Raw genomic sequence first — 12,349 nt, forward strand, 5'->3', positions numbered from 1 at the left:
CTGCACACGAGGCTCGACCGAGAGCCTCGTGACCGATGGGGGCGCTGCGTGTTCTTGACCTTCCTGGTCCCGGTCGTGCTCGTGCTGGTCGTCGTGATGATCGTGCTCGCAGCGCGGGGATCGATGCAGAAGAGCCCGCTCCAGGAGCAACAGGACGCCGAGGCGCGAGCACGACGCGCTGCCAAGCGCGCAGCCCGCGAAGCAGACCGCGAAGCCGACCGTGACTGACGGCCGGAGACTCGTGACGACGGGTGTCGTCGTCCTCGGGATCGGCTTCGTCGCGACGGCCGCCGGGTCGGTCTGGGTGATCCTCAGTCCGATCGGCGGGGGCGTGAACTTCGGTGCTGCGGCGGTGTACCTCGGAGGGATGCTGTGCGGCGTCGTGGGCCTCGTCCTGGGCATCGCCGGACTGGTCGCACTCCGGCGGGGACGAGCGCGCTAGCGTCGCGCCTCGGTCGTCGGCTGTGCTGCAGCAGTCGGTCGGAGGTCGTGCCGCCGACGTTCGCGTCTGCGGTGGGCCGCGACGACGAGCAGCGTCGACACGGCCGTCACGGCTGCCACACCGATCACCTGAGCCGTCACGGGCCACGGGAACAGGTACGGCACGAGCAGTTGGGCGAGACCCGACGTCCCCGCCACGAGCAGCGTCAGGATCAGCACGGCGGCCACGTCGCCGGTGACGCTCGGACGGCGTCGACCCAGCCACCGGTCGGGCAGACCCGCGAGTGCGCCCGCTGCGAGTCCGAACACGAACACCGCTGCCGCTCCGCCGATCATCGCCGGCACCATGATGAGGATGAACGGCAACGCGGCGGGGGAGCGCTCGACGACGGCACCCACCACCACGCTCGCGGTCGGCACGACCACGACGGCCGCCGCTCCCGCCCACGCCGTCGTCAACGGGAGGACGGCGAGCAGGGTCCGGCGTGTGCCCGTCGCCTCGGTCTCAGTCGTGGTCGTGGTCGTGGGACCGGGGGCCTCGGCGGGGGAAGACACCCGATCACCCTAGGGTGCGACCCGTCGTGCCGGGCCAGCCTCGTCGCAGGGGACGGCGTCCAGTACGATCGTGCGATCCTGCTCGGACCGTCCGCGCCGGAGCGGTTCGAGGGTGGGGTGCTGTGGGGCTCGGGAGACGCGATCCGGATGCGAGGACGACGGCAGCCTCGGGGTCGCGCGTGAAGCGCAGCATCGCCGTCGGCCTGGTGATCGCGATGTCGGCGGCAGTCGTGATCGGAGCGGACGCGATCGGCGGGTCGGCGGGCACTGCTGATGCGTCCGGAGCTCCGCGGCTGGTGGTCACCAAGGTCACCGCGAGCAGCACCACCACGTCGACACGCACCACGGTGCGCACGACGCTGACGGTCAAGAACACCTCGGTGGCCCGCAAGCCGGCGGCCGACGCGTGGCTCTCCCTGACGGCTGGGAGCAAGCGGTACACGCTCGGACACGTCTCGGTGCAGTCACTCGCTGCCGGTGCGAGCGCGACGATCCACGCGACGCACACCGCGCCTCCTCGTGCGCCGGCCGGGAAGTACGCGGTCCTCGCGTGCACGGGAGCGTTCTCCCTGTCGAAGTGCGGCACCTCGGCCACGAGCGTCACCACCGCCCGCGCGACCCGGGCACGTCCCGACACCGGCGTGATGCTCGACGTGGCTCGTGCGTACTACCCGGTGGCGCTGATCGAGCAGTACATCGCGCTCCTCGCTGATCACGGTGGTCGCTTCCTGCACCTCCACCTCACCGACGACCAGAACGTCGGCATCGAGAGCGAGGTCCTCGGGCAGACCCTTGCGAACGCCGATCTCCGGGACGGCGTCTACACGAGTCGGATCACCGGTCGGCCGTTCCTCAGCGCGGCGCAGGCACGGGAGATCTCCCGGTACGCCGCGCAACGAGGCATCGCGATCGTTCCCGAGATCGACACCCCCGGTCACATGGCTGCGGCGTTCGACCTCCTCGAGGCCGGACACGGCAAGCAGTGGGTGGACCGGATCCGTTCGGGCGAGAGCGAACTCGACACATCGGCGCCCGGGAGCTCCGCGCTGGCCGCACGACTCCTGCAGGAGGTCACGCGGACCTTCCCGTCGAGCCGCACCGTCCACATCGGCGGCGACGAGTGGGGCGACGACGTCACCGCCGACGAACGCGTCCGATGGTTGAACACGATGGCGGCGGCCGTCGGCAACCGTGCGGTGTGGGCGTGGAACGACGGGATCGACCGGGCTGCGATCGGGCGACTGGATCCGCGTATCCACGTCACCTACTGGAGCTTCGACGGCGACACCGAGGACGCGACGGAACGCCGCGAGCGCCGCGAGCGACGGGCGGGTGCGAACGACCTGTACGCCGCCGGGATCGACCTGCTGAACTACAACTCGTACTACCTGTACGAGGTGCCGACGGACCTCGATGCGGCCGACAGCGAGTACACCGTCGCCGATCTCCGCGAGCACTGGTCGCTCCGGGCCTGGGACGGGGACTCAGGCGCACGTCTGGCGGGTCCGATGTCGGGGGCGGCCGTCGCGATCTGGGGCGAGGACCTCGAAGCACCGCCCTCCGACGCGCTCCTGCGCTGGAGCGCCCCACACGTGCTCGCGATGATCGAGACCGCCGGCTCGTAGGTCCGTGGGTGGACCTGCGGCTCGAAGGCCGTGGCCGTGCCTCCGTCGTCCGAGCGGACGGCTACCGCAGCAGTTCGATCGCGGCTGCAGTCCCCGTAGTCCGCAGCGTCCAGTGCGGGCGGACGAAGTCGTCCCGGTTCAGCCGGACCCGGACCTCGTCGACGACTTCGTCGTCGCGGGTCTGCGCACGAGTCACACCGTTCGTCAGGTAGCCGAGCTTCTCCGAGACCTGCAGCGACGCGTGGTTCCACGCCGCCGCGCTCGACTCCGCCCATTCGGCACCGAGATGGTCGAACGCGAACAGCAGGAGCGCCGCCCGCATCTCGGTGCCGAATCCGAGGCCCTGATGAGCCCGCGCGAGCCAAGAACCGCTCTCGACGGTCTTCCGCGCCGCGAAGCGTCGGCCGTGGAGCTCTTGCACGCCGATGGGTGTGCCGTCGTGGAGCACCGTGAAGCTCACGCCCCACGCAGTGCTGGTCACCCCGGACCGGAGCTTCCAGTGGTACTGCGCCAGTGAACGAGCCAGGGCATCCGGTTCAGCGTCCGTCCACGGGACACCGAACGGCATGCGAGCGGGATCGTGCACGCCGGAGAGCGCTGCGTCGACGAGGCCCGGGAGGTCGTCATCGCGCAGCGGCCGGAGCTCCAGCCGTGGAGTGGTGAGCCGCAATCCGAACAGCGGCCAGATTCGCTCGAGGTCCATCGTCCCACGGTACGAGTCGCCGACGGCAGGTTACGGGCTCCCTCGACGCACCCCGAGCCCCACCACCGCCACGAGGTTCACCGCGCTCCCCACGAGGAACCCCGTCGTCCCCCCGGCCACCCCCGCGACCGGCCCGAGCGCGGCCATGAGCACCGCCCCGACGACGAACCCGGCCACCGACGCCAGCGCCACCTGCCGCGACCGCCCCGCCGCGAGCAACAGCGCCGCCGGCACGAGCCCGACGGTGAACACCCACACCCCGACCATCAGGTACCGCAGGTCGGCCACGGCCGCAGCGCCCTCGGCCGGGTAGACGATCGGCAGGAACCACCCGGCGAGCAGCGCCACGAGGCCGAACACCACGGCGGTGCCGGCAGCGAAGCCGACCACCAACAGGACGGCCCCGCGGGACCGGAGCGACCCGCCGTCCGTCCGGTGGGCGAACGCCGGCACGAGCACCTGCCCCAGCGCCTGCCCGAGCATGGAGGCCGGGGTCGCCAGGGTGAACGCGGCCGCGTAGACGCCGGCGTCGTGGGCGGAGACGGTGACCTGCGCCGAGATCATCGTCAGCTGGAGCAGCCCGTTCGAGGTCACCACTGCGAGCACGTTCCACGCCGCGAATCCGAGCACCCCGCCGACGGGCTCGCGAGCAGCAGGCCCGAACCCGTTCCCCCGCGGCCAGCAGGCGACGGCGAAGACGGTGTACCCGATCGCGAGCGGCAGCAGCACGAACGGCTCGAGCCGGGCGACGCAGGCGAGCACGAGCAGCCCGAGCGCGAGCACGCTCGTCACGCCGTCCCACAGCGCGACCTTCGGAGCACGGCCGTAGCCGAGCTGCGCTCCGCGGGCGTAGCAGTACAGCCCGTACCCGACGACGACCGCGACACCACCGAGCACCGTGCCCGGGCCGCTGCCCCACGCGAGGGCGATCGGCACGGTGACGGCGGCGAGCACCAGGGTCGAGACGAGCATGGACAGCCCGAGCAGCCGGTTCACCGCGGCGTCGGAGTGCCGTCCGCGCAGCGCGATCGCCAGGTACCGCGATGCCGTGTTGCCCGCGGCGTTCGGCCAGAGCAGCGCGACGAAGACCGAGAGCGACAGGAGCGCGGTGGTCTGCCCGAGGGTCTCGGTACCGAACACCCGACCGACGACGACGGTCACGAGCAGCTTCGCGACGCCCTGCACCCCGATGCCGACGGTGGCGAGCGCGGCCGACGACGCGACGGACGAGGCCGCGGCCGGAGCGGGAGCCGGTCGCACGCTCACCGCGCCAACGCCTGTTCGACCCACCCGCGCCGGTGTGCCCGCACCCCGAGCGTCACCGCCCGCACCCCGATGTACCCGAGCGCGAACGCGGCCCACAGCCCCGCGAGGGTCCCACCCGCCCACCAGAGCAGGGGCAGGTACACGACGAGGTTCACCCCACCCGCGATCGCCAGGTACCGCGCGTCCCCTGCGCCGATCAGCACGCCGTCGAGCACGAACACGTAGCCCGCGACCGGCATCCCCACGGCGATGAGGACGAGGACGACGGGCAGCGCGCCACGCACTGCGGACGAGTCGGAGAAGACCGGCCCGAGCACCCCGCTCACGGCGAGGGTCAGCACCCCGAGCAGCACACCGCCGGCGATCCCGAGCAGGACGAGCCGCCGCGTCACCAGCCGCACCCGCGCCGGGTCCCGCGCCCCGAGCCCGTGTCCGACGAGCGCCTGCCCGGCGATCGCCAGGGCGTCGAGCGCGAACGCCAGGGTGGAGAACACGGTCAACCCGACCTGGGTGGTCGCGAGTCCGGTCGTCCCGAGCCCCGCGGCGGCGCCGACCGTCGCGAGCATCGCCACGCGCAGCGAGGCCGTCCGCAGGAACAGCCAGGCACCGGACCGCAGCGCCCGCGCGACGCCCGAGGCGCCCGGGCGCAGTGGAGCCCCCGACGCACGCGCCGCGCGGACCGCGATCCGGACGTAGACGACCGCCATCGCCCACTGCACGATGACGGTGCCGGCGGCCGACCCCTCGACGCCCCAGCCCGCGCCGTAGATGAGGACGGCGTTGAGCAGCCCGTTCGCGACGAACCCGACGGTGGCGACGACGAGCGGCGTCCTCGTGTCCTGCAGCCCTCGGAGCAGCCCGGTCGAGGCGGTGACGACCAGGATCCCGGGCAGCCCGACGAGCGACACCGTCAGGTAGGCGGTCGCCGCCGCCGACACGTCGGCCGACGCACCGAACAGGTCGACCAGCGGTCCGGCGAGCGGCCAGCCCACGAGCGCGAGGACCACGCCCAGCACGAGCGCGAGCCACATCCCGTCGATGCCGGCGTGCACGGCTCCGCGTCGGTCCCCGCCGCCGAGCGCGCGGGCCACGGCCGGGGTCGTCGAGTACGCGAGGAACACGAGCAGCCCCGTGACGGTCTGCAGGACGGCGCCGGCGAGGCCGACGGCAGCGAGGGGAGTCGCACCGAGGTGCCCGACGAGCGCGGTGTCGGTCAGCAGGAACAGCGGCTCGACGACGAGCGCACCGAGCGCCGGCACCGCGAGGCGGACGATGTCGCGGTCGACCGCGCGCCGCTCGGTGGTCACTGCGGGTCGCGTCGGTCCGGGCACTGACCCATTCTGGCGGCGAAGCGGACCACGCGTGGTGCGCGCACGCCCGGACCGGTGACGGGTCGGACGGGAGGCGCGGGTCGGCGCCGACCCGCGCCTCCCGTCCGGCGGGTGCTCGCGTCAGTCGGCGCGCGGTTCGGCGGGGACCCCGCCGGTGGCGGCGTGGGCCGCGTCCGGAACCTCGGGCGTCGCCTCGTCGGTCCCGCGGGCACGACCCACGAGGTCCATCACGTGGTAGACCACGATCGCCGCGACCGTGCCGAGGATGATCCCGCCGAAGCTCGCCTGACCGAACGAGAACGTGAAGTCGGCGATGCCGATGATGAGCGCGATCCCCGCGGTCAGCTGGTTCTTCGGCTTCGCGAAGTCGACGCGGTTCTCGACCCAGATCCGGATGCCGATGACGCCGATGAGCCCGTAGAGCGCGGTGGTCGCTCCGCCGAGGACCCCCGGCGGGACGGACGAGATGACGGCGCCCACCTTGGGGGAGAGGCCGAGCAGGACGGCCACGATCGCGGCCACCCAGTACGCCGCGGTCGAGAAGACCCGGGTGGCGGCCATCACGCCGATGTTCTCGCCGTAGGTGGTCGTCGCCGAGCCGCCGCCGACGCCCGCGAGGACGGTGGAGATGCCGTCGGCGAAGAGTGCTCGCCCGGTGAGCGGGGTGAGGTCACGACCGGTGAGCTGTCCGACGCCCTTCACGTGGCCGACGTTCTCGGCGATGAGCGCGAGGACGACCGGCACGAACGCCAGGTAGATCGCGAGCTGCGACGGGTCGAACGCGGGCGCGGTGAACTCGGGCAGACCGATCCAGGCGGCCTTGCCGACGGCGTCGAACGAGACCTCGCCGGCGATCAGTGCCGCCACGTACCCGACGACGACGCCGATGACGATCGACAGGCGTCCGATGAGCCCCTTGAAGAGCACGGTCACGAGGATGATCGCGGCGAGGGTGATCACCGCGACGACCGGGGCCTTCGTGAAGTTGTCGCGGGCGGCCGGGGCGAGGTTGAAGCCGATGAGGGCCACGATCGCGCCGGAGACCACCGGCGGCATGAGGCGGTCGATCCACCCGGCGCCGGCCAGGTGCACCACGGCGCCGACGGCCGCGAGGAGCACCCCGACGACGATGATCCCCGACAGCGCCAGCGGGATGCCGCCGATCTTCGTCGCGGCGGCGATCGGGGCGATGAAGGCGAAGGACGACCCGAGGTAGCTCGGCAGCCGGTTGCCGGTGATGAGCAGGAACAGGATCGTGCCGATACCGCTGAAGAGCAGCGTCGTCGCCGGCGGGAAGCCGGTGAGCAGCGGCACGAGGAAGGTCGCGCCGAACATCGCCACGACGTGCTGCACGCCGAGGCCGATCGTCCGGCCCCAGGTGAGGCGCTCGTCCGGCGCGACGATCGTCGTCGCGGAGACGGTCGCGCCGTCCCCGTGCAGCTTCCACGGAAGTCCCATGGGGTCGACGCTAGCGGCAGTCCACCGCTCGTGACGATCCCGCCGAGGATGTCCGTCGCTCCGTATATGGTGTGTGAAGTACCACACGAGGAGCGCTGCCCATGTCGAAGTCCGTCCGATCCACACCGCACCGGCGGATCGCCGCCTGGTGCGCCGCGCTCGCCGTGGCGTTCTCGCCCGTCGTCGGCCTGACCGGTGCCGTTGCCGCACCGGCCCACGAGCGGACGGCCCCCGCGGCGGACTTCACCGCGCAGGTCCGCTCGATCGAGCACGCCACCGGACGCGTCGAGCTGACCGGGACCGGACCCACGGGCGGCAGCGTCGCGATCGCGGTCGATGGCGCAGAGACCCTCTGGACCGAGGTCCGCGACGGCGTGTGGAGCGCCGGACTCCGGGTCGGCCCCGGGCCCCGCGTGCTGCACGTGACGTCGCAAGTGACCGGCGAGACGGTCGACCTGCCCGTCGAGGTGCTCGGGCTGCTCCCGCCGACGTGGGTCCCGACGATCGATCCGTTCGCCCGCACCATCACGCTCGAGGGCAGCGGGGTGAGCCGTCCGGCACGCTACGTCGTCACCGACGACGGCGAACCCGTCGCGGACGTCACCGCCGAAGCCGGTGCACCCTGGCGTGCGGTCCTGCGCGACCGTGCACCCGGCCGGCACGACATCGTGGTGGAGCGCGTGTTCGACGGCACGGTCAACGGCATCGGCCGAGACTCGTACGAGCTCTCCGGAGCGGCCGAAGTCGGCACCGCCTCGGCCTCCCGCGAGACCCGGCGCACGACCCTCGCCGGACGGGCGCCCGTCGGCACGACGCTCCGGTTCGCGGACGCTTCCGGGCCGGTCCTCGGTGCCGACGGCGCGCCGGTCGTCGCCACCACCTCGACCGACACCACCTGGCGCGCGGAGCTGCCCTTCCCCGAGACCGTCAGGTTCCACCGGATCACGGTCACGACGTTCGACGACGGGACACCGTTCGGGACGACGAGCGCCCTCGTCACCGTGCCGATCGCGATCACCGGCTCGGTCGAGGAGCTCACCGACGGCTCCGTGCGACTCTCCGGCACCGGCGAGCCCGGCGGTGTGGTGGCGCTCGAGACCGCGAGCGGGACGCCGGTGGACGGGGTTGACGGCCGACCGATCACCGCCGCGATCGGTCGCGGCTGGGAACTCGTCGTCCCGCGCGCGACGCTGCCCGGGGACGTCGTGGTCGCCCGGCAGCGGGTGCAGGGGGTCGAGCAGGGTGCGCTCCGACTCGTGTTGCCGAGGCTCCCGGTCCGCCCCGCACCCGAGCACGGTCCCGGCGCGGGTCCCGGCGTCTCCACCGGCAACCACCGGGCCGCACCGCAGGCCACCGCGGGCCGGATCACCGCCGTGCCCAGCGGGCGGCTCGCGTACACGGGTGGCGACCCCTCGGTGCCGCTCGGCGTCGCCGGGGTGCTCCTCGCAGCGGGGCTCGGCGGGCTCGCGGGAGCGCGGGCACTCGGGCGCCGGGGTGCCCACCGTGGCTGACACCGCTCGATCAGGGCGACGGTGGCTATCGTTGACCGCATGACCGACGTCGCAAGCACCTCCGGGATCCACACCGACGAGCTGGACGCCACGGTCCGCCCGCAGGACGACCTGTACCGCCACGTGAACGGCTCGTGGATCGCATCGACGCCGATCCCCGACGACAAGGCACGGTACGGCTCGTTCACGGTGTTGGCCGAGGCCGCCGAGATCGCCGTGCGGGACATCATCGAGCGCTCCCAGCAGGCCGCGCCCGGCACCGAGGACCGCAAGGTCGGCGACCTCTTCACCTCCTTCACCGACGAGGACCGGCTCGAGGCCCTGGGCACCGCGCCGATCGAGCCCCTGCTCGCCGAGATCGCCGCCGTGGACTCGGTCGACGACGTCATCCGCATGGTCGGACGCTTCGAGCGCCTCGGCCTGCCGAGCTTCCTGCAGCTCTTCGTCGACAACGACCCGGGCGACCCGGAGTCCTACGTGGTCTTCCTCGAGCAGTCCGGCCTCGGGCTGCCCGACGAGTCGTACTACCGCGAGGACCGCTTCGCCGACATCCGCACGAAGTACCGCGAGTTCGTCGCCGCGATGTTCCCGCTCGCCGGCTTCGAGGACGGCGGCGACCGCACCGAGCACGTCATCGCCCTCGAGACCGCACTGGCGTCGAAGCACTGGGACAACGTCACCACCCGCGACAGCCAGAAGACCTACAACAAGCTGCCGTGGGCCGAGGTCGCGGCGCTCGCCGACGGCATCGACCTCCGCCTCTGGTGGGAAGCGATCGACGCACCGGCCGGCGCCTTCGAGACCGTCGTCGTCCGCGAACCGTCGTTCGTGACCGGTCTGGCGGAGCTGCTCCGCGACCAGCCGTTGGACGTCTGGAAGGACTGGCTGCGCTGGCAGGTGATCCGCGCCTCCGCGGCCTACCTGACGAGCGCCTTCTCGGCGACGAACTTCTCGTTCTACGGCACCGCGCTCACCGGTGCGCCCAAGCAGCGCGAGCGCTGGAAGCGCGGGGTCTCGCTGGTCGAGGGGGCCATGGGCGAGGCCGTCGGCCGCATCTACGTGCAGGAGCACTTCGACGAGACCTCGAAGGCGACGATGGACGACCTCGTCGCGAACCTGGTCGAGGCCTACCGGCAGAGCATCACCGCCCTCGACTGGATGACCGACGAGACGCGTGCTCGGGCCCTCGACAAGCTCGACAAGTTCACGCCGAAGATCGGGTACCCGGTCAAGTGGCGGGACTACTCCGCGCTGCCGGTGTCCGCCGACGACCTCATCGGCAACGTCCGCGCCGTCGCGAGCTTCCAGGTCGACCGCGAGCTCGGCAAGATCGGCAAGCCGATCGACCGCGACGAGTGGTTCATGACCCCGCAGACGATCAACGCGTACTACAACCCCGGGTTCAACGAGATCGTGTTCCCGGCGGCGATCCTGCAGTTCCCGTTCTTCGAGGCCGGGCGTGACGCCGCCGCGAACTACGGCGCGATCGGTGCCGTCATCGGGCACGAGATCGGGCACGGCTTCGACGACCAGGGCTCCCAGTACGACGGCGACGGCCGGCTCGAGAACTGGTGGACCGAGGCGGACCGCACCGCGTTCGAGGAGCGCACCAAGGCGCTCATCGCGCAGTACGACGCGCTCGTCCCGACCGAGGTCCCGGACGGCCACGTCAACGGCGCCCTGACGATCGGCGAGAACATCGGCGACCTCGGCGGGCTGTCGATCGCGTGGAAGGCGTACCTGCTGTCCCTCGACGGGCAGGAGCCGCCGGTGGTCGACGGCCTCACCGGTGCCGAGCGCTTCTTCCTCAGCTGGGCGCAGGCCTGGCGGATGGCGATCCGTCCGGAGGAAGCCGCCCGTCTGCTGAGCATCGACCCGCACTCGCCGACCGAGTTCCGCTGCAACCAGGTGGTCCGCAACATCGACGTCTACTACGACACCTTCGGCGTGACCGAGCGGGACGCGATGTACCTCGACCCGGCCGAGCGCGTCTCGATCTGGTGATGGCCGAGCCGGACGCGGCTCCGTCGTCGGAGCCGGGAGCGGCTCGCCGGTCGCGGCGACGGCAGCACGCCGGCGGGGCCGACGGGCGTGCGCGCGGTCGGCACCGCGGTGGTGCCGACGACCGGTTCGCGGCGACGCTGCAGGCGCTCGGCGCCATCGCCCGGGACGGCGCGTCCGTCAGCGCCTCGGTGATCGACACCTCGACGGGCAAGGCCCTGCTGGCCGTGGACGACACGCTCGTCCAACCGGTGGCGAGCCTCGGCCGCGTGCTGCTCCTCGTCGAGGTCGCGGCGCGGCTCGAGGACGGCGGGCTGCACGGCGACCGGCTGCAGCGCATGGCGCGCGACACGGCGACCGGTGCCGGGCTCTGGCAGTTCCTGCAGGAGCCGACCATGCAGGTGTCCGACCTGGCGACCCTCGTCGGTGCCGGTGCGGACGCCTGGGCGATGAACGCGCTGCTCTCGACCGTCGGGATCGACGCCGTCCGCGAGCGCGCCGAGTCGCTCGGGATCGAACGGACCGCCCTCATCGACCGGGTGCGGGACCGTCGCGGGCCGGACGACGCTCCGGACGCCTCGGTCGCGCCGACGGGCGAGCTCGCTTGGCTCATGCGAGGCCTGGCACTCGGTGAGGTCGTCGACGAGGCGGTGTCGAACCGGGTGCTCGGATGGCTGTCCCTCGCGTCCGACCTCAGCCTCGTCGCGGGGTCGTTCGGGCTGGACCCGCTCGCGCACCGGGCACTGGACCACGGGTTGCAGGTCGTCTCGGCGACCGGGTCGAGCACGGGCGTGCGGGCGGAGGCCGGGATCCTGCGCGGGCCAGGGTCGTCGGTGAGCTACGCCGTCACGGTGACGTTCGACGACGACTCGCTGCAGCGGCGGCTGGCGGTCATCGACGCCCTGCGGACGATGGGCACCGAGGTGCTCGAGACCGTGCACGAGCCCGCGGCCCGCTGAGCGTACCCTCACGCTCGTGACCGAGTACCTGATCTCCTTCGACGAGGGCACGATGGTGTTCCCCGTGGCCGACTCCGGTCAGCGGAGCAGGACGAACGAGCGGAGCGGAGTCGGCACGACGTCGTGCACCTCGACGAAGCCCCGCGACTCGTAGAACGCCCGCTGCCCCGGTTCGGCATCGGTCGTCAGCACGGTCTGGCGCACGTGTGCGTACCGCTCGAGGACGCGGTCGAGCAGGGCCCCGCCGATACCGGCCCGGTGGTGCTCGGGTGCGACGAGGACGTCCTGCACGTACACGATCGTCACGCCGTCGGACACGGTCCGGACCAGCCCGACGAGCGAGCCCGCCGTGTCCCGGGCGGTCAGCACGAGGTGCGATCCGAGGACCGCGGCGACGAGGGTCTCCGGGTCCCGCGTGTACGCCGTCCACCCGACGTCGCGGTACAGCGCCAGGAGTTCGTCCCCGCCCGGTCGTTCCTCCGCGATCACCACCACGGTC

Annotated in this window: 12 protein-coding genes; 6 read left to right on the forward strand and 6 right to left on the reverse strand. The window is 72.4% G+C overall.

From position 1 onward, the window contains the following. Nucleotides 1-48: 48 nt before the first annotated feature. Both ACIPEP_RS08510 and ACIPEP_RS08515 read left to right on the forward strand, forming a co-directional pair. A complete protein-coding gene (locus ACIPEP_RS08510; RefSeq protein ID WP_156794799.1) occupies nucleotides 49-228 on the forward strand; it encodes a hypothetical protein in 180 nt (59 codons plus the stop codon). Continuing rightward, nucleotides 221-442, forward strand: coding sequence for a hypothetical protein (locus ACIPEP_RS08515; RefSeq protein ID WP_139219778.1), 222 nt, complete (start codon nucleotides 221-223; stop codon nucleotides 440-442). The genes ACIPEP_RS08510 and ACIPEP_RS08515 overlap by 8 nt, the downstream gene beginning before the upstream one ends. Here the strand turns inward: ACIPEP_RS08515 and ACIPEP_RS08520 are convergent. Then, nucleotides 439-996, reverse strand: a complete 558-nt coding sequence (locus ACIPEP_RS08520) for a hypothetical protein (protein WP_402717005.1) — start codon at nucleotides 994-996, stop codon at nucleotides 439-441. The genes ACIPEP_RS08515 and ACIPEP_RS08520 overlap by 4 nt on opposite strands. A 179-nt stretch (nucleotides 997-1,175) precedes the next feature. Between ACIPEP_RS08520 and ACIPEP_RS08525 the strand changes: the two genes are divergently transcribed. Next, nucleotides 1,176-2,621 carry a family 20 glycosylhydrolase gene (locus ACIPEP_RS08525; protein WP_402717006.1) on the forward strand — a complete coding sequence of 482 codons (1,446 nt, stop codon included), beginning with the start codon at nucleotides 1,176-1,178 and terminating at the stop codon, nucleotides 2,619-2,621. Nucleotides 2,622-2,682: 61 nt separating this feature from the next. Here the strand turns inward: ACIPEP_RS08525 and ACIPEP_RS08530 are convergent, their stop codons facing one another. From ACIPEP_RS08530 to ACIPEP_RS08545, 4 genes are all read right to left on the reverse strand, one after another. Continuing rightward, nucleotides 2,683-3,324, reverse strand: a complete 642-nt coding sequence (locus ACIPEP_RS08530) for a GNAT family N-acetyltransferase (protein ID WP_402717007.1) — start codon at nucleotides 3,322-3,324, stop codon at nucleotides 2,683-2,685. A gap of 30 nt (nucleotides 3,325-3,354) precedes the next feature. Next, the gene (locus ACIPEP_RS08535; RefSeq protein ID WP_402717008.1) at nucleotides 3,355-4,590 is read right to left on the reverse strand and encodes a lipopolysaccharide biosynthesis protein; all 1,236 of its coding nucleotides are present in this window, start codon (nucleotides 4,588-4,590) and stop codon (nucleotides 3,355-3,357) included. Then, nucleotides 4,587-5,897, reverse strand: a complete 1,311-nt coding sequence (locus ACIPEP_RS08540; protein ID WP_402717009.1) for an MATE family efflux transporter — start codon at nucleotides 5,895-5,897, stop codon at nucleotides 4,587-4,589. The genes ACIPEP_RS08535 and ACIPEP_RS08540 overlap by 4 nt, the downstream gene beginning before the upstream one ends. Nucleotides 5,898-6,041: 144 nt before the next feature. Beyond that, nucleotides 6,042-7,379, reverse strand: coding sequence for a uracil-xanthine permease family protein (locus tag ACIPEP_RS08545; protein ID WP_070417368.1), 1,338 nt, complete (start codon nucleotides 7,377-7,379; stop codon nucleotides 6,042-6,044). A 101-nt stretch (nucleotides 7,380-7,480) separates the two neighbouring features. Between ACIPEP_RS08545 and ACIPEP_RS08550 the strand changes: the two genes are divergently transcribed. From ACIPEP_RS08550 to ACIPEP_RS08560, 3 genes are read left to right on the forward strand one after another with little or no spacing between them, the layout of a single operon-like run. Next, nucleotides 7,481-8,890: a hypothetical protein gene (locus ACIPEP_RS08550; RefSeq protein ID WP_402717010.1), complete on the forward strand. Its 1,410-nt coding sequence runs from the start codon at nucleotides 7,481-7,483 to the stop codon at nucleotides 8,888-8,890. Nucleotides 8,891-8,929: 39 nt separating this feature from the next. Continuing rightward, nucleotides 8,930-10,894, forward strand: coding sequence for a M13 family metallopeptidase (locus ACIPEP_RS08555; protein WP_092385735.1), 1,965 nt, complete (start codon nucleotides 8,930-8,932; stop codon nucleotides 10,892-10,894). After that, complete coding sequence (locus ACIPEP_RS08560; protein WP_071294319.1) at nucleotides 10,894-11,850, forward strand: serine hydrolase; 957 nt, start codon at nucleotides 10,894-10,896, stop codon at nucleotides 11,848-11,850. Before ACIPEP_RS08555 ends, ACIPEP_RS08560 begins: the two co-directional genes overlap by 1 nt. A 78-nt stretch (nucleotides 11,851-11,928) precedes the next feature. On the opposite strand, the gene ACIPEP_RS08565 is transcribed toward ACIPEP_RS08560, so the two are convergent. Beyond that, nucleotides 11,929-12,345 (reverse strand): GNAT family N-acetyltransferase, encoded by a 417-nt coding sequence (locus ACIPEP_RS08565; RefSeq protein WP_402717011.1) that lies wholly within the window; start codon nucleotides 12,343-12,345, stop codon nucleotides 11,929-11,931. Nucleotides 12,346-12,349: the final 4 nt, after the last annotated feature.

Origin of the sequence: Curtobacterium sp. NPDC087082, from assembly GCF_044745045.1 — a bacterium.
Classification (GTDB): Bacteria; Actinomycetota; Actinomycetes; order Actinomycetales; family Microbacteriaceae; genus Curtobacterium.

Coding starts and splice junctions, on each gene's coding strand:
- ACIPEP_RS08530 (WP_402717007.1), bottom strand. CDS start 3,324: ATGGACCTCGAGCGAATCTGGCCGCTGTTCGGATTGCGGCTCACCACT.
- ACIPEP_RS08545 (WP_070417368.1), bottom strand. CDS start 7,379: ATGGGACTTCCGTGGAAGCTGCACGGGGACGGCGCGACCGTCTCCGCG.
- ACIPEP_RS08550 (WP_402717010.1), top strand. CDS start 7,481: ATGTCGAAGTCCGTCCGATCCACACCGCACCGGCGGATCGCCGCCTGG.
- ACIPEP_RS08555 (WP_092385735.1), top strand. CDS start 8,930: ATGACCGACGTCGCAAGCACCTCCGGGATCCACACCGACGAGCTGGAC.
- ACIPEP_RS08560 (WP_071294319.1), top strand. CDS start 10,894: ATGGCCGAGCCGGACGCGGCTCCGTCGTCGGAGCCGGGAGCGGCTCGC.